Below are 23909 nucleotides of genomic sequence, written 5' to 3'. Positions count from 1 at the left end.
TCGCGGCGGCGCGATCTGCTTCCGGCACGCAGGCAGGCGGAGCCGGCTTCCCGGTCCGTCCCGCCTGGCGCCGTTCTTAGTCGGCGAAGGTGCCGGCTTTCTTGATGATCGGACCCCAGCGGTCGATCTCGGATTTCAGGTAGGTGCGCAGCGCTTCCGGACGGGCGCGCTCGTCGGCGACCGGTTCGGTGCCGAGGTCGGCGAAGCGCTGCTTGACCGTCGGATCCTTGAGCGCGGCGCGCAGGGCGTTCGACAGTGCGTCGACGACCGGCTTCGGCGTACCCTTCGGCGCGTACAGGGCGTGCCACACGGCGATCTCGAAGTTCGGCAGGCCGGCGCTGGACATGGTCGGCACGTTCGGCAGGGCCGCCAGCGGGGCCTTGGTGGTCACGCCGTAGACCTTGATCTTGCCGCTCTTGATCTGGCTGGTGGTGTTGGTGGTCTGGTCGCACATCAGGTCCACCTGGCCGCCGAGCAGGTCGTTCATGGCCGGACCGGTGCCCTTGTAGGCGACGGTGGTCAGGTCGACGCCCATCGCGCTCTGCAGCAGCATGCCGCACAGGTGCGAGGCCGAACCGAGGCCGGCGTTGGCGTAGGTGACCTTGTCCTTGTTGGCCTTGACGTAGGCCAGCATCTCCTTGGCGTCCTTGGCCGGGAAGTCCTTGCGCGCCACGATGGTCATCGGCACGTCGGTGACCAGGCCGATCGGTTCGAAGCTGTCGATCGCGTTATAGGTGAGCTTGCGGTACAGGGCCGGGGCGGTCGACTGGCCGATGTGGTGCAGGAACAGGGTGTATCCGTCCGGCGCCGCCTTGGCCACGCGCGCCGCACCGATGGTGCCGCCGGCACCGCCCACGTTCTCGACGATGATCTGCTGTTTCAGCGTGGTGCCCATCGACTGGGCCACCAGGCGCGCCACCGTGTCGGTCGGACCGCCGGCGGCGAACGGGACGATCATGGTGATCGTCTTCGTCGGATAGTTCTGTGCCTGGGCCAGGCCGCTGGCGAGCAGCGCCATGCACGCAGCCGTGCATATCGTTTTGAGTTTCATGTGTCGTCCTCTAACCTCGGTTTATTTGTCTTTACGGTTACGGCGCGTCGGCTTCGTCGCTCGCCGCCGGCCGGGGCCGGCAAAGCGCGGGCGTTCAATGCGCCTGCATACGCAGCATCGGTTGTACCAGCAAATATATAAATTGGCAACTACGGGAAACTACGGATTTCCTGTATGTGGCGAAACAGGGCATGCCAAAAAAAAAGCCGCCGGACGCTGCCGGCGGCGTGCTACTCAATCGGCGCCGGCGGCCGGCAGCTCGGGGTCGCCGAGCAACAGTTTGTCCGGGGTCATCGGCGTGGTGCGCAGGCGCTTGCCGGTGGCATGGAAGATCGCGTTCGAGATCGCCGCCGCCACGCCGACGATGCCGATCTCGCCCACGCCCTTGGCCCCGAGCTGCTTGCTGACCACGCGGTCATCTTCCTCGGCGAAGATCACCTCGATGTCGTGGATGTCGGCATTGACCGCCACGTGGTACTCCGCGTAATTGTGGTTCATGAAGCGTCCCAGGCGGTGGTCGGTGTGGGTTTCCTCGTGCAGGGCCTGGCTGATTCCCCACACCACGCCGCCGCTGATCTGGCTGGCGGCCGCCTTGGCGTTGATGATGCGGCCGGCCGCGACCGCGCTCACCACGCGCGTGACCCGCACCATGCCCAGGGCCTCGTTGACCTTCACCTCGCAGAACACCGCCGAGTGCACGGCGCGGGCGTACTTGTGCTGCTTCAGCGCCTGCGGCGTCATGAGGAATTTCTCCTCGATCCGGTCGACCCCGGCCGAAGCGAGCACTTCGCTCAGGAGCAGCCGCTGCTGCGGGTCCTTGCGCAGGAACAGGGCGCCGTCGGCGAAGTCCACGTCCTTCAGGCGCAGGTTCCGGAAGGGCGAGTCCGGTGTCGCCTGGGCCAGGCGCAGCAGGTGCTTCCTGAGCTTCTCGCAGGCCCCGACGACGCCCGAGCCGACGGTCGCCACGTGCGAGGAACCGCCTTCGATCGGGGCCAGCGGCAGGGTCGAGTCGCCCAGCTGGAAGGTGACCCGTTCCATCGGCAGTCCCATGGCTTCGGCCGCGATGATCGCCATCGCGGTATAGGTGCCGGTGCCGATGTCGGAGGCGGCGCTGCTGACCACCAGGCGCCCGTCGGCATGCAGCACCGCGCTGACCCGCGCCACCATCACCAGCGCATCCCAGATCCCGGTGGCCATGCCCCAGCCGACCAGTTCCTCGCCGTCGCGCAGGGTGCGCGGCTGGTAGGGACGCCCGGCCCAGCCGAAGCGTTCGGCGCCCTGGCGGTAGCATTCGCGCAGCGCCTTGGTCGAGAACGGCTTGTCCTCGATCGGCGCGATCTCGGTGTAGTTCTTCAGGCGCAGGTCGAGCGGGTCCATGCCGAGCTCGAAGGCCAGCTCGTCCATCGCCACTTCGAGCGCATGCACGCCGTGCGCCGCGCCGGGGGCGCGCATGTCGATCGGCGAGTGGCGGTCCTGCGCGACCACCTTGTAGCCGAGCGCGATGTTGTCGCATGCATACAACTGTCCGGACCAGTTGACGATCACCTCGACGTAGTCCTCGAGGCGCGAGGTCTCCTGGATCGCCTCGTGCAGGATGGCCTGCAGCCTGCCGTCGGGGTTGGCGGCGAGGCGCACCCGGTGCCAGGTCTCGGGGCGATGGCCGAAGCTGAACATCTGCTGGCGGGTGAGCACCACCCGCACCGAGCGCTTGAGCTGGAGCGCCGCCATCACGGCCAGCGGCAGGTTGTACTGCGGACGCAGGCCGGAACCGAAGGCGCCGCCGACGTAGGGGTTGCGCACGGTGACCTTGTCCTTCGCCAGGCCGAACACGTGGGAGACGTACCAGCGGCTGTTCTGCGAACTCTGGGTCTTGTCGTAGATGGTCAGGTGGCCGTCCTCGGCGCGGATCACGGTCGAGGCGTGCATCTCCATCGGGTTGTGGTGCTCGACCCCGTTGTAGAAGCGGGCGTCGACCTTGACCGGCGCGGCCTCGAAGGCCCTGGCCGCATTCCCCTTCGAGCCGGGCGGCTTGAAGCCGGCCTTGAGGGGACGCGGCTTGTAGGCCTTGTCCAGGCTGGCCAGCAGGTCGGTCTCGTGCTCCCGGCTCTCGTAGCTGACGCGCACCAGCGAGGCGGCGTGGCGCGCTGCCTCGACGCTGTCGGCCACCACCAGGGCCACCGGCTGGCCGCTGTAGAAGATCTCGTCGCTGTAGAGGGGGCGGAAGGGCGAGCCGGCGGGCGCGGTCATGTCCTTGTAGGCGAGGTCGACGGAGCGCATCTTCGGCCGGTTCTGGTGCGTGAGGATGGCGATCACGCCGTGCGCGGTGAGCGCGTCGACCAGGTCGATGCGCACGATGCGGCCGCGCGCGATGGTGCTGTTGACGGCCACGCCGTAGCACAGGCCGGGGGCGTCGAATTCGGCGGCGTACTGCGCCGCGCCGGTGACCTTGGCGCGGCCGTCGACGCGCGAGACCGCCATGCCGCTGCGCACCCGGCCGGTGCCTTCGGGCGCGCTCGGGGTGCGCAGTTCCGGGATCAGCTCGCTCATTGTCTTCCTCCCTGTGCCTGCACGGTGCCGCGGGCCGCGATGGCCAGCGCATGGATGATGGCGTTGCGCGCAAGCGACACCTTGAAGTCGTTCTGGCCATGGCCGCGCGCGCCGTCCAGGATGGCGTCGGCGGCCGTCATGAAGGCGGCGGTGGCGGGCGGCCGGCCCGCGAGGGCCGCTTCGGCGCCCGGCACGCGCCAGGGCTTGTGGGCCACGCCGCCGAGGGCGATGCGCGCCTCGCGGATCCGTCCGTCCGCATCGAGGTCGAGCGCGGCCGCGACCGATACCAGCGCGAAGGCATACGAGAGCCGGTCGCGCACCTTGATGTAGGCCGAATGGCCGGCGAAGCGTCCCGCCTCGGGGAGGGTGATGTGGGTGATCAGCTCGCCCGCTGCGAGCGTGTTGTCGAGGTCGGGGCGGTCGCCGGGCAGGCGCTGGAAGTCGGCGAAGGGGATCGCGCGCTCGCCGCCGGCCTGCGAGCGCACGTGCACGGTGGCGTCGAGGGCGCGCAGCGCCACGCACATGTCGGACGGGTGGGTGGCGATGCAGGCCTCGCTGGCGCCCAGGATGGCGAGCTGGCGGTTGACGCCTTCCTTCGCCGGGCAGCCGGTGCCGGGTTCGCGCTTGTTGCAGGGCACTCCGACATCGTAGAAGTAGACGCAGCGGGTGCGCTGCATCAGGTTGCCGCCGTTGGTGGCCATGTTGCGCAGCTGGGGCGAGGCGCCGGCCAGGATCGCGGCGCCCAGCAGCGGATAGCGCTCGCGCACCAGCGGATGGTAGGCGGTATCGGCGTTGCGCGCCAGGGCGCCCAGCAGCAGGCCGCCGCCGGGCGCGGCTTCGATGCGGTCGAGGCCGATGGTATTGATGTCGACCAGCCGCGCCGGCGCCATCACGCCTTCCTTCATCAGGTCGAGCAGGTTGGTGCCGCCGGCGATCGGGCGGGCGCCCTGTACGGACAGGGTCGCCAGCGCGCCCTCGAGGTCCCTGGGCTGGTTGTAGAGGAAGGGATTCATGCCAGCACCGGACCGGTGGTGAACGGCTCCTTGCCGTCCCTGTCGTCGCGGATGCCCATCACGTCGACGACCGCCTGGGCGATCTGCGGATAGGCGCCGCAGCGGCACAGGTTGCCGCTCATCAGTTCGCGGACGTCGTCGCGGGTCTTCGCCTGGCCCTCGTTGATGAGGCCGGCGGCGGAACACAGCTGGCCCGGGGTGCAGTAGCCGCACTGGAAGGCGTCGCGCTCGATGAAGGCCTGCTGCAGCGGATGCAGCTGTTCGCCCTGGGCCAGGCCCTCGACGGTGGTGACCGCGCGGCCGTCCTGCATGACCGCCAGGGTCAGGCAGGAATTGATGCGCCGGCCATCCACCAGGACCGTGCAGGCGCCGCACTGGCCGTGGTCGCAGCCCTTCTTGGTGCCGGTGAGCGCCGCCCGTTCGCGCAGCAGGTCGAGCAGGGTCACCCAGGATTCGACCTCGAACCGGCGCTCCTGTCCGTTGATGTGCAGCAGGATCGGATACTGCTGGTAAAGATCCATGACCACCCCCTCAGTGAGTGAAACCTTGACCTTATGCCGGCCGGCGCGGACGGTCGGTTAGGTCACGCACTTATTGCTGAGAAGGGGGGGGGGGCGCCGGGTCCCGGTCAGGCGCGCATCCGGTTCAGGTGCGCGCCCAGGCGGTGGCCGAGGGCGCAGATCGTCAGCGAGGGGTTGACGCTGCCCGCGGTGGGAAACACCGATCCGTCGCTGATCCAGACGTTGTCGAAGCCGAACACCTTGAGGTTGCGGTCGACCACGCCATCCCTGGCCGAGGACCCCATGCGCGCCGTGCCCAGGTGGTGGGCGGCGGAGGCCACCGTATCCTCCCAGCGGGCGAGCGGGTCGGAGCGCAGGCCGCGCACCTCGTCGTGCCCGCGCAGGCTGCTCATCAGGAGCTCGTGGTACTCGGCGAACATGGCGATGTCCTGGTCGCTGAGGCGCCAGTTCACGCGCGCGATCGGAAAGCCGAATTCATCCCGGGACTTCGCGGACAGGCTGACCTGGCTGTGCGGATTCGGCAGCTGTTCGGTCATGAAGAACAGGTCGCCATAGCGCGAGCGTGCGCTCAAGGGCAATTTCTGGTGTGCGATGCGCCAGATGATGTAGGGGTGGCGCACCAGGGACTTCAGGTGCGAGAGCGCCACGTCGCGCGGTCCGCGCACGCCGAGGAAGGACATCACGGCCTTGTTCGGTACCGGACGCCGGCTGATGCCTTTCCTGACGAACACCGCATGGTTGGGCAGCTGGCGCGTGCGCTGCACCTCGCCCCTGAGCATGAAGCCGGGAAACGCCTGCACCTCCGGCGCGGATTCGCCCTCCACCCCGGGCTTGCCGGCAAACGGACGGTGGAAGGTCACCTGCGACAGGTAGCCGGCCGGATGGTCGATCAGGTTGCGTCCCAGCCACCAGGGCGTGGCCGGCAGCGGCACGTCCGGCTTGCGCAGCGAGTTCAGCAGCAGGCGCGGGGTTTCCAGGGCGCCGGCCGCGATCACGAAGCGGTCGGCCTTGACGGTGAAGCGGTGGCCGCCGCTGCCGACGACCAGGGTGTGGCTCCGGCCGTGCTCCTGCAGCAGTTGCAGCGCGGTGCTGTGGTAGACGCAGCGCACCAGGCCCTGGTCGCACCAGCGGCGCAGGGTTTCCTTGCCGCGGAACGGCGGCGAGCGGAAGCGGTAGGTCTTGGCATCGAACACATCGGTTCCCTGCAGCGCGCTGCTGCCGGGACCGTCGGTTCCGCCGGGGCCGTCCTGGCTGGCGCCGCACAGGAAGTCGAGCGCGACCGCGTACCAGGGGGCGAGGTCGCTGCGCCCGATCGGCCAGCCGCTGTGCGGAATCCACGGGCGCTCGAGGAAATCCTGCTCGTCGAGCGGGGCGCAGACGCCATGCCAGAACGCGGTGCCGCCGCCCACCTCCAGGCCGCGGCTGGTCGATATGCCGAATGGCCGGCCGACATTCTCGATGTGCAGCGCGGGACGGTCGCGTCGCGACGCCCTGATCGGCCCGGTCTCGATGAAGAGCACGCTGCGCCCCGCGCCCACCAGGGAATTGGCTACGGAAATCGCGCCCATGCCGGTGCCGACGATGCAGATGTCGGTGCGGAGGGTGGTGTCTGGTTTCAACAGTCTGCCGTCGATGAACATCGTCTGTGCGCCGTGGTTGGTTGGGTTTCTCGGGCGATACTGACTCTCAGAAAAATGATGCTTTTGCGACATGCAGAATAGCGCAGATTCTCACAGTTGTGTTGTTAAAAAATAAATTGCACCTGTTGGGAGAGACGGTGGCGTTGTGGAACCCGTCATGCATGGCCGGCACACCCGGATTACCTCACAATGCGCACACTTGCCTGTGGATCGACCGCAAGCACGAAGCGCAGGATCGCCTCCGTGGTCACGGTGTCGATCCTGCCCGCCATGCGGCGTTCGAAGGGATGGTCGTCGAAGGCGACGTTGGTGCGGAACATGCGGGCGCCAAGCCGGACCGCCGTCGGCACGTCGATCGTGAGCGGCTGGAAGCGGGCCTGCCGGAGCCATGCCTGGGCCTCGGCCCGCGTGGCGACCTGGTCCGCACCCGCATGGGCCGCCGCCAGCGTCTCCAGGACCCACTGGTTGGAATTCTGGTAGCGCGTCGAGAAGGCATAGGACAGCATGTTGTAGCGCGGCTCGTGCAGGCGCAGCGGCGTGCGGCCGAGCATCAGGCGCGCGAGGCGGGCCTGGGTGGCGGCGCCGGGGATGAGCAGCTGCGCCTCATGCCGGAACAAATCGGTCAGGAAGAAGTTGCCCATGCCTTCGTGGTAGAGCCCGGAGCTGTCGGCGCCGCATTCGTTCAGTTCGTGCACGACGGTCCAGCGGCCGGCGGGATGGTCGCGCACCACGATCCCCATGTGGGAATAGCGCACGCCGTAGCGGTCCAGGTCCTGGCCGGCGCGCGACACCAGCGCCACGCTGGCGCCGCTGGCGTCGAGCTCCTCGACGGTGCGGCGCGCCAGGTCGATCGAGGCCACCGCCTCCAGCGCGCTCAGGGGCCGCTCTTCGCAGCCGGCGCCGGCCCGGGCGGGCAGGACGCAGGCGGCCAGCAGGGCGATCAGCAAGCGGCGCATCTCAGTGCACCCGCGACGAATGCAGCAGGGCGCGCCCGATCTCGTTCGGGAGGAAGGCGATGGCCTTGCCCGACAGGACCAGCACGTGGCCGGCCGAGGACGCCACCAGCTCCAGCACCGTGCCGGCCGCCAGCGACAGGCCGCCGGCCGCCTTGCCCGACAGGCGCACCGTGGCGCGGCTGGCGTTGAAGCTGTTCTCCAGCAGCAGTTCGAGTCCGTCGCCCACCGCGCGCACGCTGGCGACCACGACCGTGCCGGACAGCGCGACCGAGGCGATCGACCCGCCCACCACGGTGGCGGACAGCTCGCTGGCCGCCTGCGACGGGTGCGAACCATCGCCGGTGGCGTGGGCGCCGGCGCAGGCGAGGGCGATCAGGATGGCGGCAAGGGAGCGTTTCATATGTCCTCCGTGGTTGGGTGCGCCATCATCGCGGCTCCCCGGCCCGCCTGGCAACCGGCGGATGCCGGGTAGCGCCCCGGCGCACCGGCGGTATCGGCTTGCGATACCGCCGGTCCCGGGGCCGCCAAAAGACAGAGCTCCGCTCCCCCTCCTTCGCTGTATCCTAGGGAGCCACGCGACAGACACGGAGGATGACATGAGAGGAAAGGAGGCGCCCGGGGCGCAGGGCTACCGCCCGGTGAACTGCGGGTTCTACGACATGCTGGAAGCAGCCGCCACGAAGCGCACGCCGGTGGCGCTCGAAGTGGCCGAGGTCGCCAGCGCGAGCACGACGCGGCTGGCCTGCATCCGCGACCTGTACAGCCGCGACGGCGTGGAATACGCCGCGCTGGACAACGGCGAAATCATCCGGCTCGACACCCTGATCGCCGTGGACGGCGTCGCGGCCGACGATTTCAGCTGAACCCTGCGGCGGCGCCTCAGGGGCCGCGGAACACGATGGTCTTGTTCCCGTCAACGAAGACGCGCCGCTCGATGTGGAACTTGACGGCCGCGGCGAGCGCCATGCATTCGTTGTCGCGGCCGACGCGGGTCAGCTCGGCGGGCCGGTAATTGTGGTCGACCCGGGTCAGCACCTGCTCGATGATCGGGCCCTCGTCCAGGTCCGGCGTGGCGTAGTGGGCGGTCGCGCCGATCAGCTTGACGCCCCGGTCGAAGGCTTGCTGGTAAGGCTTGGCGCCCTTGAAGCCGGGCAGGAAGGAGTGGTGGATGTTGATGCAGCGCCCGGCCAGGCGGCGCGCCAGCTCGTCGGACAGGATCTGCATGTAGCGCGCCAGGATCACCAGCTCGGTGCGGGTCTCCTCGACGATCTCGAGCAGGCGCGCTTCCTGCTGCGCCTTGTTGTCCTTCGTGACCGGCAGGAACACGAAACGGATGCCTTCGCGCTCGACCATCGGCCGCAGGTCGAGGTGGTTCGAGACCACCGCCGTGATATTCATGTTCAGCTCGCCGTTCCGGCGGCGGTACAGCAGGTCGTCCAGGCAGTGGTCGACCTTCGAGACCATGATCACGGTCCTGACCGCCTCCGACGGGTCGTGGAACTTCCACTGCATCTCCAGGCGCGAGGCCACCTCGGCGGCGAACTGCTGGCGGATGTCGTCGATCGGCGGCGAGGCTTCCTGCTGGCGGAACACGGCGCGCATGAAGAAGCGCTCGGTGGAGTCGTCGTCGAACTGTTCCAGGGCGCAGATATAGCAGTCGCGCTCGGCGAGGAAGGTCGCCACGGCGGCCACGATGCCGGTGCCGGCGCGGCAGCTGGCGTTGAGGATGTATTCGATGCGCGGTGGCGTGGTCGGGGCGGCGCTGGTCATGCTGTGTTCCTGTCGGTGTTGGCGGTCGATGAAATCCATGGCGTACACGGGCGGACCCGTGGCCTGGGTATTGCTCGTCCGTAACGCGAGTCGACGGGTAGGCCGGCCGCGGATGCGGAAATCCGCCGGGGCCGGATGGGACCTGGCGGAAATATTGTCAGAATGCTTAGGATGGCGGTTGAGCCAGCCGGCGTCAAGTGTACCCGATGCCGGCCCCGGACCGCCATCCGGCCCCTTATCCTGCCATGCGCGCCTGTTCCGGGGTGACCGTCATCGGCATCCTGTTGACGTTCGCGTTGTGCATGACCCACGGGGAACCCGCGACCACGATCGCGATCAGGGCGGCGTTGCACAGGAACACCACGGTGTTCTCGCGCTGGTCCTGCGCACGCCCGAGGTGCAGGAACCAGACCAGCTGGACCCGCAGCTGGACGATGGCCAGCACGACCACGGCCGGCCAGCGCATGCCCGCCGGGACCAGGCCCGACATGACGGCGCCGAACGAGGCCAGGGTCAGGACCAGGGACAGCAGCAGGCCGACCGCGTCGCTGCGGATGCTCCCATGACCAGGGTGAAACAGGCCGACAGGAAGGCGCTGACCTGTGGCCCGGCGCCTTCGTGCAGCAGCACCGCGAACTCATACAGTTCCAGCCCGATGAAGGCGGCGCCCGGCACCCCGGTGGCGGCCAGCCAGCGCAGGGTGGCCGCCTGGCGGTCGCGCTGCATGTACAGCATCGCGACCGCGAACGCGACGCTGCTGAACAGGAGCAGGGCGGTTTCGCGGTTCTTGCATGGATCTACAGGGTCCGCTGCCAGCGATGTATGGAATCCTGGCGCGGGTTGAGCTAGTCTAATCGGAAGCAAAATCCATGCATGGTGACAAAATATCCGAAGCGAGATCCATACAAGACGAGGTCCCCGCCTGGCTGGCGGGCCTGGCGCCCGGACGCGGCCCGCGTTTCCTGCAAATCGCGGACGCGATCGAGCAGGCCCTGCTTGAGGGGACGCCCAGGCCCGGCGAGCGCCTGCCGCCGCAGCGCCGGCTGGCCGCGCAGCTGAACGTCGACCTGACCACGGTCACGCGCGCCTACGACGAGGCCAGGCGCCGCCGGCTGCTCGAAGGGCGCGGCGCGCGCGGCACCTACGCGGCGGCGCCGAAGGTGGAATCGATGCCGATGATGGACCTGAGCATGAACATCCCGCCGTCCCCGGAGGACGTGGATTTCGGCGAGCTGCTGCGGCAGGGGTTGGCGCAGGTCCTGATGCGCGCCGATAACGAACTCCTGATGACCTACCACCTGAGCGGCGGCAGCGAACCGGACCGGCGCGCCGGCGCGGCCTGGCTGGCGCCGATGTTCGGCGTGGTCGATCCGGCGCAGGTGGTCGTCTGTCCGGGGGCCCAGGCGGCGCTGGTGGCGCTGATGCTGTCGCTGTCGGAGCCGGGCGCTGCGATCGTCACCGGACCGGCGGTGTATCCGGGCCTGCGCGCGGCGGCGCAGCAGTTCGGGCGGCGCCTGCTGGTGGTCGAGGCCGACGGCGACGGCATGCTGCCCGAGGCCCTGGAGCGGGCCTGCCGCGAGCATGGCGCGCGCCTGGCCTACCTGAATCGGACCCTGCAGAACCCGAGCACGCGCACCATGCCCATGGCGCGGCGGCGCGAGATCGTGGCGGCGGCGGTGCGCCACGGCGTCCGCATCATCGAGGACGACCCCTACTGGCTGCTGGCGCGCGACGCGCCGCTTCCGCTGGCCAGGATCGCGCCGGGTCACGTGTACTACGTGTCGACCCTGTCGAAATGCCTGACGCCGGGCCTGCGCATCGCCTTCGGCCTGTTCCCCGACCCGGCGCCGCGGGAGCGCTTCCTGGTCGCCCTGCGCGCCTTCGCGCTGATGGCGGCGCCGCTGACGGCGGCGCTGGCCACCCAGTGGATCCACGACGGCTCGGCGCAGCGTTTGCTGGACGGCGTGCGCCTCGAAGCGCGCGCGCGCCAGGAGCTGGCGCGCGACATCCTGGCCGGCAGGCCGGGCGCGGTGGAGGACGGGTTGCACCTGTGGCTGGAGCTGCCGGCCTACTGGACCTCGGAGGAGCTGGCGCGGGTGGCGGGCCGGGAAGGCCTGGCGGTGGCGCCGGCGGCGGTGTTCTGCCCCGGGCCGATGGCGCCGAATGCGATCCGGGTCTCGCTCGGCAGCATCAAGGAACGCGCGCGCCTGCGCGCCGCCCTGCGGCGCCTGTCCGCGCTGCTGGCGCGCCAGCCGGCGCCATACCGGGACGCGCTGGTCTAAGTACTCGCCCATAACTAAATGTGTTTTTGGCTGCCATAACCGGCGCGTTGCTGCGCTGGCTCCCGCTGGCAGTGCTCGCACTGCGGCGCGGCCGCCGCCTCGCACCGCATCCGGTTCTGTTCGCCAAAACTCACATTTATTTCTGTTCGAGTACTTAGGCGGTCCTACTGGACGCGGCGCACCTTGGCCGAGTTGTTGCTGCCGTCGACCTTCAGGAACAGCGTGCCGAACACGTTGCGCTCGATCGTGACCTTCGGGTTGCTCGAGCGCGGCAGCACCGCTTCGCTGCCGTCGACGACGCGCCAGACCTGGCCATTGGCCAGGCGGAACTGGGTGCCTGGCCCCCAGCCTTCGAAGTCGCCCTTGATCGTGCTGACGATCGCCTTCGGCTGTTCCTCGCGCAGCCTGGAAACCTCCAGGCCGAAGCTCTGTTCGGGCGTGCGCACGGGCGCCGCGGCGACCGGCGCGGCGCCCGCCTGGGCGCCCACGGGAATCGCGTCGTAGCAGGCCAGGCGCGCCGGGGTGTCGGCCAGGGTGCGGCATTTCAGGATCGCCGCATCGTCCGCGAGGGCGGAACCGGAGGCGAGGAACAGCAGGGCGAGGGGCAGGGCTTTCATCTGGGTCTTTTCGAATGGGTGAATACACGGCCAGTTGCATGGCCGCAGCGATTATACGGCGAACGGCCGACCGCCTGCGCGGCGGCGCCCGCCAAAAAAGATTCCACACGGCAATATTTTTTTGGGTAGAATCTGCCGCACCCGAGTGCTGTAAATACAGGCGATCCACCTGCGCCGCCGCCGCGAGCGCGGTCTTGTTCCTGCGTGCGGCCGTTCGGGCCGACTTTGCCGGCGCCCCGGACCGCGGGCCGGGCGCGCCGCGGCAATGCCACCCACAATCTGATCAAGGAGTTCCTCGTGGTTTCATACTTCGAAGACAATACTCACGCGCGCCAGGTGGCAGGCGCGATCCGCAAGCCGGCGCTCGGCGCGCTGGCCCTGGCCCTGCACCTGGTCTACGCGCCGGCGGCGCTGGCCCAGGTCACCCTGCTGTCGCAGGGCAAACCCGCTTTCGCTTCCTCGGTGCAGGGCGGCGCGACCCCGAACCTGGCGGTCGACGGCCAGCTCCAGTCGCGCTGGGAAAGCGTCCATCAAAAGGACCCGCAATGGCTGTACGTGGACCTGGGCGCGCGCGCCAGCATCACGAAAGTGGTGGTCCAGTGGGAGAACGCCTCCGCGCGCACCTTCGAGCTGCAGGTGTCCGACGACGAGGTGACCTGGGAAAAGGTCGGCGGGGTGGATGACAACCAGCAGCTGGTCAACGAATTCAACCTGGCCACGGAGGCGCGCTATGTGCGCGTGCACGGCACCCAGCGCACCACCGGCTACGGCTACTCGATCTTCGAGCTGGGCGTCTACGGCAGCGGCGGCGATCCGGGCGGCGGCACGCGCCCGAACATCGCCCTGCATGCGCCGGTGCGCGCCTCCTCCAACGAATCGCAGCAGCCCGGCGCCAATCCGAACCTGACGCCGCGCGACTACCTCGAGGCCAACATCAACGACAACGACCGCCAGACGCGCTGGTCGTCGGCCTACCGCGACACCGAGTGGGTCCAGGTCGACCTGGGCAGCAGCCAGTGGATCGGCGCCGTGGAGCTGGACTGGGAAGACGCCCACGCCCGCGCCTACGACCTGCAGGTGTCGAACGACGGCGTGAACTGGCGCACCGTGTACCGCAACCTGGGCGCCACCGGCGGGGTGCAGAACACTCCGCTGTACGAGAACGGCCGCCATGTCCGGATGCAGGGCATCCAGCGCGCCACCCAGTACGGCTACTCCATGTTCGAGCTGCGCGCGTATCCGTGGCGCGACGGCGATCCGAAGCCGCTCCACGCGATCCCGCCGCTGGCCCAGCCGAGCCAGGTGGTGGTGGGCAAGGGCAGCTATGAAGTCGACGATTCGAGCCAGCCGGAACCGCCGCCGCCGCAGTACCGGACCGAAGGCGTGAAATGGCCGATCGCCTCGAACGACTGGTGGCAATCGCTCCTGATCAGCAACCTGGGCAGCGGCAGCGGCCTGGTCACGCTGCCGCTGCGCAGCAAGTACACGCGCAACGGCCTGTCCCTGACCACCATCGACGCCGGCTTCGTGACCGGCGACGGCAACGCGATCGAGACCGCGCGCCAGCCCGACCTGTACCTGATGCCGGAGAGCGTGGCGCCGGACCGGATGCAGACCAGGGTCGACGGCCATGGCGACTATTCCGTCAGCGTCATCATGAGCGACGACGCCAGCGCCAAGATGCGCAGCACCCTGGTGCAGGGTTCGCCCTATGTGTACAACACGTTCGGCGCGACGGCGGGCCGGGTCCAGCTGAGCGCCTACAACATCGTGCGCCTGTTCGACAGCGCCGGCAACACCATCCTGGACGGCGACACGGCAACTTACGACGGCGACGTGGTCGGCATCGAACTGGCCAGCACCGACGAAGCCCCGAACCCGCAGACCGCGACCCGCTACTATGGCGTGTTCGCCCCGGCCGGCAGCCGCTTCCTGCGCGTCGGCGGCACCATCAAGATCACCCTCGGCGGCGGCCAGGACTACCTGTCGCTGGCGACCATGCCGGCGGCCTCCGACCTGTCCGCGTTCCAGCGCAATGCCTACGCCTTCGTGACCGGCACCCGGGTCGACTACCGCTACGACCAGGCCAGCGCCGAGGTGACCACCGACTTCGCCAGCAGCACCGAACTGAAACGCCCGGGCTTCCCGAACGAGACGCTGATGGGGCTGCTGCCGCACCAGTGGAAGATCTCCGGGGCGCGCACCGGGCCGTATCGCTATCCGAGCATCCGCGGCGAGATCCGCGTGGCCGAGGGCAACAGCTTCACCACGGTCGACCGCTTCCACGGCCTGATCCCGCAGTTCGTCGAGCCGCGCAACCCGGAGTACTCGCGCGCGAAGCTGGTCACCTACCTCGACCAGCTCGACCAGAGCACGTCCGGCAACCTGATGATCAACGACCCCTACTGGCAGGGCAAGGCGCTGCATCCGCTGGCGGCCGGGGTCCTGGTGGCGGAACAGATGGGCGACCGGGTGCGCCGCGACGCCTACCTGGCCAAGCTGCGCCCGGTCCTCACCGACTGGCTCTCCTACACCCCGGGCGAGACGAAGCACGGCACCTATTTCCACTACGTGCGCAGCTGGGGATCGCTGGTGGCCTACCATACCGGGTTCGGCCTGAACACGGGCTTGACCGACCACCACTTCACCTACGGCTACTTCGCCTTCGCGGCCGCGGTGCTGGCGAGCTACGACAAGGACTTCCTGCGCGACTACGGTCCGATGGTCGAACTCCTGATCCGCGACTATGCGAGCCCGTCGCGCACCGATCCGCTGTTCCCGCAGTTCCGCAACTTCAGTCCCTATGTGGGCCATTCCTGGGCCGGCGGCTTCGGGGACAACCCGAACGGCAACAACCAGGAGGCGGCGGGCGAGGCGCTGGTCGGCTGGCTGGGCCAGTACCTGTGGGGCGTCGTGACCGACAATCCGGTCATGCGCGACGCCGGCATCTACGGTTTCACGACCGAGGAGCGCGCCATCGAGAACTACTGGTTCGACTACGACCGCGACATCCGCCTGCCGGAATTCGCGCACACCGGCGTGGGCCAGGTATACGGCTCGTCGTATGCCTACCGAACCTATTTCGACCCCAAGGAAGGTCCGTACGCGCCCTACGTCTACGGCATCCACTGGCTGCCGACCGCCGAATGGCTGACCTACTATGGGCGTGACAAGTCCAAGGCGGCGCGCCTGTACGAAGGCTTCGTGGCCGACAACGGCGGCCCGGAGCGGAGCTGGGAGCACATCATCTGGCCGTTCCAGGCGCTGAGCGACCCGCAGGCCGTGCTGGCCAAGTTCGACGGCAGCCGCCTGCAGTACAACGAGGCCTTCAACGCCTACTGGTTCGTCAACAGCATGGCCAGCCTCGGCGAGCGCACCAGCGAGGTGTGGGCGCTCGACTGGCCGGCCGCCACCGTGTACCGCAACGCCGGCGGCTACACCGCCCAGGTATGGAATCCGACCGACACGCCGCGCACGGTGCGCTTCACCAACGGTTCCGCCGTGCTCGGCTCGGCCACGGTGCCGGCGCGCGCCACCGTGTCGCTCGATCCGACCAGGGCCAACGGCGCCGTGCCGGCGCCCCCGAGCCCGGTCGATCCCTACCTGCCACGCGCGGGCTGGAAGGTCAGCGCTTCCTCGGGCGATGCGACCGGCAACATGCTGGACGGGAATCCGAACACCCGCTGGACCTCGGGCCAGCAGCAGGTTCCGGGGCAATGGATCGTGGTCGACCTGCAGGCTGCGAAGACCTTCGACTCGGTGTTCCTGAACGCGGGCAATGGCGGCGACTACCCGCACGGCTACAAGGTGCAGGTGTCGGACGACGGGCAGGCCTGGGTCGACGTCGCCGATGGCAACGAGCCGGGGCAGACCACCGCCATCAGCTTCGCCCGCAGGACGGCGCGCTACCTGCGCATCGAGCAGCTTGGCACCTCCGGCAGCTGGTGGTCGATCACCGAGCTGAAGCTCGCCCTGTTCGGCGGCGGCGCGTGACCGGGACCGGCGGCGCCCCGGCTCCCGCGCCGGGTGCGGGGCGGCGCCGGTGAAGCGGCCGGTCAGCCCGGCTTGCCGTCGGCGCGCGGACTGGTCAGGTAGGGGAGGTAGCGCACCAGGTAGACCAGGAAGGCGCCGGCCCAGAACGTGGCCGACAGCGCCAGCATGCCGTCCCGCAGCGCCCCATCGAGCGTGTTGGCGATGAGGCGCGCCAGCGCGGCGAGCGGCAACAGCACGTAGATGGCCGTTTCGCTGCGTCCGGCACGCAGCGGCCGGCCGGTGTGGCCGAGCGCCGTGCGGGTGATCATGGCGCCGATCATGCCGCCCATGGCGCCGATGGCCAGCAGGTGCAGCGCACTGCTGGGCGACACATGGCCGCTGGCGGCCAGTCCCAGCGCCGCCAGCCCGGCGGCCAGCAGCGCAAACGACAGGTGGATCGTCCACAGCAGGGGATTCGAGCGGGTCGCGAGCGGATCCCACAGGACCAGGCGCACGGCGTTGGCGCCGGCGGCGCACCAGGCGGCGCCTGCGGTGAGCCAGGCCGGCGCTCCGCCAAACCAGCACAGCGTCGCCAGCGCGATCAGGAGGGCGCAGGCGAGGTCGAGATACCCGGACTGGCGCGGCCGGCTGCCGGGCGCGCCGTTACGGGTGAACATCGGCGCGACCCGCCCGCCGATCAGCGCCACCAGCAGTACCAGGAACATGATCGCGGCCCGGACGGTGTCGATCGGCGAGACCGGCAGCCAGCCGGCCAGCGCGAGATGGAAGGCGAGGTTGCTCGCCGCGAGCAGGGCCACCACGCCGGCCACCGGCAGGTTGCGCCGGTTGTGCGCCGCAAGCAGGAGGCGCAGGATGATCCAGGCGACGGCGGCCAGGAAGGCCAGGTCCACGATGGCGTACAGCAGCGGGATCCCGCTCAGCGCGGCGCAGCGGCCCGCCAGCCACAGCGCGGCCAGCGCACGCAGGGTGGCGCCATGGGGCGTCGGCAGGCCGGTCCAGGCCTGGACGGCGGTGAACAGGAAGCCGGCCACCACCGCGCCGGCGAAGCCGAACGTCATCTCGTGCATATGCCAGAGCAGGTCGATGCGCGCCGCCTGCCACAGGCCGAGATAGGACAGGATCCAGGCGGGCAGGGCGACGACCGCGAGCGCGGCCGCGAGCAGGTAGAAGGGACGGAATCCCAGGCGGTACACCGGCGCTTCAGGCGATGCCAGGGAAGCCAGGGACGACGCTGCGGACGGGACGGAGGGCATGGATGACTCCGGTATTGAAGATGTAGATAGAATACATCAAAAGCCCCGGCGGTGAGAATTGGTGAGTAAGCAGCGCATGGCCATGGCTATACTGTCCGGCTATGGCCAGTTTCCCCCCACGTCGTTTCGCTGCCTCGACCCCGGCCATTGCAGGCGACCGCCGCCTGGCCGGCGCCGCCCTCATGCTCCTCGTCCATGCGGCCCTGATCCTTGGCTGGCAGACGGCGCGCACGCCGCCGCCGGTCCAGGCGGAAGGAGAGGGCGCCGTTCTCCAGTGGATCCGCCTGCCGGCGCCGCCCAGCGGGGTGGCGCCCTCCGCCGCGCCGCAGGAAGCACGCCGGCCTGCACGCCCCGCGCCGGTCCGCTCCGCCCGGCCCGGCGCGGCCGCGGTCCCGGCCGCGCCGGACCCGGAACCTGCGGCGGCTCCGGCATCCGACGCCGGGGCGCCGCCCAGGCCCTTCGCCGAATCCATCATGGAAAGCGCGCGCCGCAGCGCCGGCAGCATCGACCGCGCGCTACGCAGGGAAAACCGGCCCACCATCATCCTGCCGCCGGACAGTCCGCAGATCCGCCTGCGCCAAGGGATGGAGCAGGCGCACGAGATGGCGCCGCCCAGGTTGTGGGAAGCGCCCAAGGTCCAGGAGCTGGTCAACAACACGGGCGACGGCGCCCGCCGCACGCGCGTGACCACCGGCAACGGTACCTACTGCATCACGGAAGTGTCTCCTGTCACCAGCATCGACATGATCGAAAAACACGGCAAGCAAAGGCTCACCAGCTGTCCTCGGCATGAAGAACCCGCCAGGAAGCAGGAATGGCGCACTGCGCGCGACTGATCGGACGCGCGATGTGACCGGACGGGATGGCCCGACAACATCGGCGACCGTGGCCCAGGCTGTATAGAGAGCGCGAAACCAGGCGTCGGGAGCCAGGGTCGGCCTGCAATTCAGGAGAGATCATGTTCGACCACGTCACATTCGGCGCCAGCGACGATGCGGCGAGCAGGGCGTTCTTCACCAGGGCGCTCGCACCGGCCTGCGTTGACTGGACATGCGAAATGCAAGTTATGTCCGTTTCCGCACTGAACGGCCTCGTGCGCGGTCATATGCTAAGGGTGTGACTCAGGCAAATATGACTTGCCGAGTCCGAGAAATGGCGCAAGAGTAGGGCTGTGGAGCGCAGCGGCACGCATTCCGGCACCTTGCTCCAGCGCTTGTCTGCACATTTTTTTGCGATCATCGACCTGGCTGCGCGGATTGGAATAGCAAGAATCAATCGAGCCCGTGAGTTCGACCCCTGGCCGACTACTGCGATTTACCGAAATGACTACGCCACATTCCGCTACCGTCGCCGCGACCAAGGAGGTCCCGGCCGCACCCAAGGAAAGACGCCGGGCCGCTCCCTTGACGCTCGCTGCATGGAGACAATTCGTCAACGTGGCAAAGCCCTATTGGCTGGGGGACGACAGGAAGAAGGCCTGGCTGCTGCTCTCGCTCCTGATCGTCCTGATGCTGGTCGAGACCAAGCTGGCGGTCATGCTGAACACCCAGGCCGGCGAGATGACCTCGGCGCTGGCAGGCAAGGATGGCGGCCGCTTCTGGACATCGGTGCGCGCCTGCCTGTTCATCCTGGCGTTCGCGGTGCCGATCTACGCCTTCTATTACTACATGCGCGACCTCTTCGCCAACCAGTGGCGGCGCTGGCTCACCGGCCGTTTCCTCGATGGCTACCTGAAAGGGCGCAAATACTACGAGCTGGGATCCGACAGCGAGATCGACAACCCCGATCAACGCATCAGCGAAGACATCGGCACGTTCACCGGGAGGTCGATCCACTTCCTGCTGATCTTCCTGGGCTCGATCATGCAGCTGGTGGCGTTCAGCACCGTGCTGTGGTCGATTTCGCACGTGCTGGTCGGCGTGCTGGTGGTGTACGCGCTGACGGGCACCGTTGTCGCGCTCTACGTCTTCGGCAACCCCTTGATCCGCCTGAATTTCTGGCAGCTGCGGCGCGAGGCGGATTTCCGTTTCAGCCTGATGCGCTTGCGCGAGAATGCCGAATCGATCGCCTTCTACCGCGGCGAGGAACAGGAGCGCGCCCATATCGACAGCAAGTTCGACGAGGTGATCCGCAATTTCGCCAAGCTGATCATCAAGCAGCGTTCCCTCAACCTGTTCCAGCGCACCTTCAGCCAACTCACCCTGGTGCTGCCGGGTGTGATCCTGGCCGAAGGCGTCCTGTCGGGCCAGCTGGAAGTGGGACGGGCGATACAGGCGGCCGGGGCGTTTACGGCCGTGCTCGCCGCCGTGGGGGTGATTGTCGACAACTTCGAGAGCCTGAGCCGCTTCGTGGCGGGAATCGACCGCCTCCAGGCGTTGTCCGATCTGGTGCTGCCCAAGGCGGAGCCGAAGACCGTTGCCGACAACGGGCATCCGCGCATCCAGAGGCGTCCAGGCAGGCAGCTCGCGCTGGAATCCCTGACGCTGCATCCGCCGCAATCCGAGCGGGTGCTCATCAAGGAGCTGAGCCTGGTCCTGAAGCCGGGCGACGCGCTGCTGATTACCGGCGACAGCGGCTGCGGCAAGAGCTCGCTGTTGCGTGCGATTGCGGGTTTGTGGAATACCGGCAGCGGCGTGATCCATCATCCGCCCCTGGAAGAGTTCTTCTTCCTGCCCCAGCAGCCCTATCTGCAGTCCGGCACGCTGCGCAGCCAGCTGATCTACCCCAGCGCACAGTCGAGCCTGAGCGACGAGCGGCTGCTCGACATATTGGAGCAGGTGCATCTGCCGCGCCTGGCCGAGCGCGTGGGCGGCCTGGACGCCGTCCACGACTGGGAAAAGCTGTTGTCGGTCGGCGAGCAGCAGCGCCTGGCCTTCGCCCGCGTGCTGGTGCATGCGCCGAGCATCGTCATCCTGGACGAAGCGACCAGCGCGCTCGACAGTGGCAACGAAGCCTCGCTATACGGGCGCCTGCGCGACGGCGGAACGACCCTGATCAGCATCGCCCACCGCGCCGCAGTGCTGCGCCACCATACCCATGTGCTGCGCTTGATGGGCGAGGGCGCCTGGGAGATACATGAAGCAGCCGCCTATCAGTTCGATGGGCCGGTTGCCAGGTCGCGCAGTGGCGGCAACAACGCCCAGCCGCTGCGCCACGCGCGCAAGGTGGCTGCCGCGCAGCCGGCCAAGAAAGCCGTACCCGATTGACTGAAGCGATGCCCCGCCTGGATCCTTGCGGCGACCAGGCGCGACGCCAGCCGATCAGGCCTGAGCGGCTCAGCGCACTTCCAGCAGCTCGACCTCGAACAGCAGGGTGGCGTTCGGTGGGATCGGGCCTGCGCCGCTGGCGCCATAGCCCATGCTGGCGGGCACGATCAGCGTACGCTTGCCGCCCACTTTCATGCCCTGCACGCCCTGGTCCCAGCCCTTGATGACCTGGCCGCCGCCGACCTGGAAGCTGAAAGGCGAGCGCCCCTGCGACGAGTCGAACTGGGCGCCGCGCTGCGACGGGGCCTTCGGCTCGAACAGCCAGCCGGTATAGTGGACGACGGCGGTGGCGCCGGCCACCGCCTCCTTGCCGGTGCCGGCCACGGTATCGATCGTTTGCAAGGCCACAGCGCTGGCCTCGACCGATTGCGGCGCCTCGGCGCGTTTGCAGCCGGCCAGGGCCAGCGTCAGTGTTACACCAAGGGCGCAGCAGGAAAGCAGTTGTTTCAAATTATTCTCTCGTGGTAATTGTCCATATTGGATGCCGCAGCAGCATACATCGCGGCTGCTGCCATGACAACACCTGGGCTGGGCCGCCGAGCATCGGCTCCGTTCGAGGCATGCTGATGCGGTCCGTTACGCCTCGCTGTCGCAGATCCGGTCGCGCCCGGCGGACTTGGCCTGGTAGAGGCGGCGGTCGATCCGGTCCAGGAAGACCTGGGGGTCGTCCTGGGCCCCGGGCACGATGGTGCCGACGCCCATGCTGACAGTGACCTGGCGGCCGACGCCGGAGCGGGCATGGGGGATCTCCTCGTGTCCCAGCAGCTTGCGGCAGCGCTCGGCCACGTTGCGGGCGGCTTCCCCGTCCGTGCCCGGCAGCAGCAGCACGAATTCCTCGCCGCCCAGGCGCGCGCACAGGTCGCGCGAGCGCGACGCGCCTGCGTCCAGGGCCTGGGCCACGCGGCGCAGGCAGTCGTCACCCTGCACGTGGCCGTAATGGTCGTTGTACTGCTTGAAGTAATCGATGTCGATCACGACCAGCGACAGCGGCTCGCCGATCGCGCGCGCCTTGGCCCATTCGACCGGGTACAGGGTGTCGAACATGCGGCGGTTGGCCACGCCGGTCAGGCTGTCGCGGTAGGACAGGATTTCGAGTTCGCGCTGCAGTTGCAGGATCTTGTCTTCGGCCTGCTTGCGCGCGGTGATGTCGAACATGAAGCCGACCAGGGAGTCGACGCTGCCGTCCTGCCGCCTTACCACGTGCACCACGTCGCGGATCCAGACCTGGTCGCCATCGCGCGTCAGGGCACGGTAGTCGGCCTCATGGTCCACGCCTTGCTGCGATTGCGAAACACAGAAATCGACGGTCTTCTGGCGGTCTTCCTCGTGGATCCGGTCGGCCCAGTCGTGCACGCTCAGCCAGCTGGACGGGCTCCAGCCGAGCAATTCCTCGATCTGGGGGCCGATGTAGGTGAAGCGCATCGTGGCCCAGTCGATTCGCCAGGGAATCGCCCGGGTCGATTCCAGCAGGGTGCGATAGACGCCGGGATCGTCGCCGGTGACGGGCTCGGAGGCGGGAAGTGGAGCAGTCATGAGGCTGGGGGGATTGGACAGGGATGACAGCATTGTGCACCGAAAACATTAGCTACCGTCAAGAAAATCGCCGCTGCTGCTGTGTCCCGGAGGGGAGGCCAGAAGCGGGCAGGTGTCGGGAATCCTTACAGCGTGGAGTGGGCGGTTGGGAATGCGATCCAATTGATGTGTTAAATCAAGTACCTATGTTCATGAAACGGTTTGGCGCATTCTTTGCTTGTCTATGGAACATATTCATTGTTGGAGTAAAAATATGTTTCGCAAGATTTCTTGCCTGCTGGCCGCCGTCGCCCTGGCCCAGCCTGCCGCCGCCGATGTGATCTATACCTGGCACCAGACGGCCGCCTCTCCAACCATGCCCGAAGCCCTGAACATCGAACTCGTGTTTTCCGACGCCGCCGTCGCCGGGGGCGCGCTGGCGCTGGACATCGACAACCAGTGCATGTTCGTCGACCCCTGCATCGATCCGCAGGACAGCCTGCTGTCGCTGCGTTACTGGTACGACGGCTTCGGCGGCGAGCGGATCAACTACATCGAGTACGAGCACCGCAGCCATCCCCGCTATTTCTTCGACCGCATCAGCCTCGATCTCGCCTTCATGCCGGGCGGGATGCTGAGCGGCTCGATCTTCGCGATCGACGGGAATTCGGACTTCAGCCTGCAAAGCCAGGGCCGGATGTTCACGATGATGGCGGCGCACAGCGACGAGTACGTCGGCTGCGGATGGGAATATCCCGAATGCGGCGGTGCGCGCGGCATGCTGCGCGCCAGGCGCGGACCGCAGGAGGTGCCGGAGCCGCCGGTGCTGGCGCTCGGCGCGCTCGCCGCCCTCGGCGCCTGGGCCGCACGCCGCCGCCGGGCATAAAAAAGGCGGACCGCGAGGCCCGCCAAGAGGAGAGTACTATGTAGCCCGGCCAATACAGCCGGGCTTTTTATTGCATAAAAGCGATACTTCAGGGCATTCAGGGTCAGGTCTGTCATTCGGACATGGACGTACAACCCTTGCGAAATCTCAGCACGCTTCTAAGTATGCTGAGGCTTTTTTCCTCTTTCCGGCATGGGCCGTGATGTGCGGCTTTCGGTGATGCATGTGAGCCGAACATGGGCGAGTTTCGGATATACAAACCAGCATTTTGAGATAGAGCAAAGGTGCTCGCTCGGTGTCCGAATGTCAGATCTGACCCCGATCGCCATACGGGATCAAGCATAAAAAAAGGTTCATCACGGATTTCCGGGAAACGCGGCTTTGATCTTGAGGAAAAAGAAGTCGCTATCCCGGTAGCCATAGGCCATCCGCTTCATCACCTTGATACGGTTGTTGATGCCCTCGAGCTGGCCGGTATGCATCGGCCAGCGCAGCCGCGCTGCGATGCCTCGCCAGTAGGGTTTTAACTTGGTGGCGAATTTCCTTAGCGGCTCGATCCCGCTGTCGTTTGCCATCTTCAGCCAGCTTCGCCAGGCGCGCAG

At 68.0% G+C, this 23909-nt stretch carries 21 protein-coding genes and 1 pseudogene; 7 read left to right on the top strand and 15 right to left on the bottom strand.

The genetic code is table 11. The features are described 5' to 3' along the window. Window positions 1-76 precede the first annotated feature (76 nt). The 7 genes from H162_RS0124560 to H162_RS31850 form a co-directional block, all read right to left on the bottom strand. Window positions 77-1051, bottom strand: coding sequence for a tripartite tricarboxylate transporter substrate binding protein BugD (locus H162_RS0124560; protein WP_026355053.1), 975 nt, complete (start codon window positions 1049-1051; stop codon window positions 77-79). A 234-nt stretch (window positions 1052-1285) separates the two neighbouring features. Further along, on the bottom strand, window positions 1286-3598 hold the full coding sequence (locus H162_RS0124555) for a xanthine dehydrogenase family protein molybdopterin-binding subunit (RefSeq protein WP_020656143.1): 2313 nt from the start codon (window positions 3596-3598) through the stop codon (window positions 1286-1288). Continuing rightward, the gene (locus H162_RS0124550) at window positions 3595-4611 is read right to left on the bottom strand and encodes an FAD binding domain-containing protein (protein ID WP_020656142.1); all 1017 of its coding nucleotides are present in this window, start codon (window positions 4609-4611) and stop codon (window positions 3595-3597) included. The genes H162_RS0124555 and H162_RS0124550 overlap by 4 nt, the downstream gene beginning before the upstream one ends. Next, the gene (locus H162_RS0124545; protein WP_020656141.1) at window positions 4608-5132 is read right to left on the bottom strand and encodes a (2Fe-2S)-binding protein; all 525 of its coding nucleotides are present in this window, start codon (window positions 5130-5132) and stop codon (window positions 4608-4610) included. Before H162_RS0124545 ends, H162_RS0124550 begins: the two co-directional genes overlap by 4 nt. Before the next feature lie 107 nt (window positions 5133-5239). Next, window positions 5240-6751: a GMC oxidoreductase gene (locus tag H162_RS0124540; RefSeq protein WP_229452246.1), complete on the bottom strand. Its 1512-nt coding sequence runs from the start codon at window positions 6749-6751 to the stop codon at window positions 5240-5242. A 200-nt stretch (window positions 6752-6951) separates the two neighbouring features. After that, the gene (locus H162_RS0124535) at window positions 6952-7728 is read right to left on the bottom strand and encodes a DUF2145 domain-containing protein (RefSeq protein ID WP_026355052.1); all 777 of its coding nucleotides are present in this window, start codon (window positions 7726-7728) and stop codon (window positions 6952-6954) included. Between the two features lies 1 nt (window position 7729). Next, window positions 7730-8128 (bottom strand): hypothetical protein, encoded by a 399-nt coding sequence (locus H162_RS31850; RefSeq protein WP_020656138.1) that lies wholly within the window; start codon window positions 8126-8128, stop codon window positions 7730-7732. A gap of 196 nt (window positions 8129-8324) precedes the next feature. Between H162_RS31850 and H162_RS0124525 the strand changes: the two genes are divergently transcribed. Continuing rightward, on the top strand, window positions 8325-8591 hold the full coding sequence (locus tag H162_RS0124525; RefSeq protein ID WP_026355051.1) for a hypothetical protein: 267 nt from the start codon (window positions 8325-8327) through the stop codon (window positions 8589-8591). A gap of 16 nt (window positions 8592-8607) precedes the next feature. Here H162_RS0124525 and purU read toward each other — a convergent pair whose 3' ends face one another. The 3 genes and pseudogenes from purU to H162_RS0124510 all read right to left on the bottom strand — a co-directional run. Continuing rightward, window positions 8608-9498 (bottom strand): formyltetrahydrofolate deformylase, encoded by an 891-nt coding sequence (gene purU, locus H162_RS0124520; protein WP_051109996.1) that lies wholly within the window; start codon window positions 9496-9498, stop codon window positions 8608-8610. A 235-nt stretch (window positions 9499-9733) separates the two neighbouring features. After that, window positions 9734-10078, bottom strand: coding sequence for a cytochrome o ubiquinol oxidase subunit IV (gene cyoD / locus H162_RS0124515; RefSeq protein ID WP_026355049.1), 345 nt, complete (start codon window positions 10076-10078; stop codon window positions 9734-9736). Further along, window positions 10063-10275: pseudogene (locus H162_RS0124510) on the bottom strand (cytochrome c oxidase subunit 3 family protein); the annotation flags it as partial. The pseudogene H162_RS0124510 and the gene cyoD, both read right to left, overlap by 16 nt. Before the next feature lie 92 nt (window positions 10276-10367). On the opposite strand from H162_RS0124510, the gene H162_RS0124505 reads away from it, so the two are divergent. Further along, window positions 10368-11780, top strand: coding sequence for an aminotransferase-like domain-containing protein (locus H162_RS0124505; protein ID WP_020656133.1), 1413 nt, complete (start codon window positions 10368-10370; stop codon window positions 11778-11780). Window positions 11781-11944: 164 nt separating this feature from the next. Here H162_RS0124505 and H162_RS0124500 read toward each other — a convergent pair whose 3' ends face one another. Further along, window positions 11945-12397, bottom strand: a complete 453-nt coding sequence (locus tag H162_RS0124500) for a hypothetical protein (protein WP_020656132.1) — start codon at window positions 12395-12397, stop codon at window positions 11945-11947. Between the two features lie 297 nt (window positions 12398-12694). On the opposite strand from H162_RS0124500, the gene H162_RS0124495 reads away from it, so the two are divergent. Continuing rightward, on the top strand, window positions 12695-16390 hold the full coding sequence (locus H162_RS0124495) for a discoidin domain-containing protein (protein ID WP_156885787.1): 3696 nt from the start codon (window positions 12695-12697) through the stop codon (window positions 16388-16390). A 62-nt stretch (window positions 16391-16452) separates the two neighbouring features. On the opposite strand, the gene H162_RS0124490 is transcribed toward H162_RS0124495, so the two are convergent. Continuing rightward, window positions 16453-17643, bottom strand: a complete 1191-nt coding sequence (locus tag H162_RS0124490) for an NnrS family protein (protein WP_051109995.1) — start codon at window positions 17641-17643, stop codon at window positions 16453-16455. Between the two features lie 182 nt (window positions 17644-17825). On the opposite strand from H162_RS0124490, the gene H162_RS32875 reads away from it, so the two are divergent. From H162_RS32875 to H162_RS0124475, 3 genes are all read left to right on the top strand, one after another. After that, complete coding sequence (locus H162_RS32875) at window positions 17826-18479, top strand: hypothetical protein (protein ID WP_051109994.1); 654 nt, start codon at window positions 17826-17828, stop codon at window positions 18477-18479. A gap of 122 nt (window positions 18480-18601) precedes the next feature. Continuing rightward, window positions 18602-18763: a hypothetical protein gene (locus tag H162_RS34435; protein ID WP_020656129.1), complete on the top strand. Its 162-nt coding sequence runs from the start codon at window positions 18602-18604 to the stop codon at window positions 18761-18763. A gap of 316 nt (window positions 18764-19079) precedes the next feature. Beyond that, window positions 19080-20849: an ABC transporter ATP-binding protein/permease gene (locus H162_RS0124475; RefSeq protein WP_020656128.1), complete on the top strand. Its 1770-nt coding sequence runs from the start codon at window positions 19080-19082 to the stop codon at window positions 20847-20849. Window positions 20850-20918: 69 nt separating this feature from the next. On the opposite strand, the gene H162_RS0124470 is transcribed toward H162_RS0124475, so the two are convergent. Both H162_RS0124470 and H162_RS0124465 read right to left on the bottom strand, forming a co-directional pair. Then, window positions 20919-21359 (bottom strand): FKBP-type peptidyl-prolyl cis-trans isomerase, encoded by a 441-nt coding sequence (locus H162_RS0124470; protein WP_020656127.1) that lies wholly within the window; start codon window positions 21357-21359, stop codon window positions 20919-20921. A 126-nt stretch (window positions 21360-21485) separates the two neighbouring features. Continuing rightward, the gene (locus H162_RS0124465; RefSeq protein ID WP_020656126.1) at window positions 21486-22442 is read right to left on the bottom strand and encodes a sensor domain-containing diguanylate cyclase; all 957 of its coding nucleotides are present in this window, start codon (window positions 22440-22442) and stop codon (window positions 21486-21488) included. A gap of 253 nt (window positions 22443-22695) precedes the next feature. On the opposite strand from H162_RS0124465, the gene H162_RS0124460 reads away from it, so the two are divergent. After that, entirely contained in the window at window positions 22696-23307 is a 612-nt protein-coding gene (locus H162_RS0124460; RefSeq protein WP_020656125.1) for a hypothetical protein, read from the top strand. Between the two features lie 356 nt (window positions 23308-23663). Here the strand turns inward: H162_RS0124460 and H162_RS31840 are convergent. Continuing rightward, the coding region (locus H162_RS31840; protein WP_020653452.1) for a transposase at window positions 23664-23909 on the bottom strand (246 nt) is incomplete at its 5' end.

Origin of the sequence: Massilia niastensis DSM 21313, from assembly GCF_000382345.1 — a bacterium.
GTDB lineage: Bacteria > Pseudomonadota > Gammaproteobacteria > Burkholderiales > Burkholderiaceae_D > Telluria > Telluria niastensis.
Note: the sequence above shows the minus strand (reverse complement) of the source record. Positions and strands in the feature narration are given on the sequence as shown.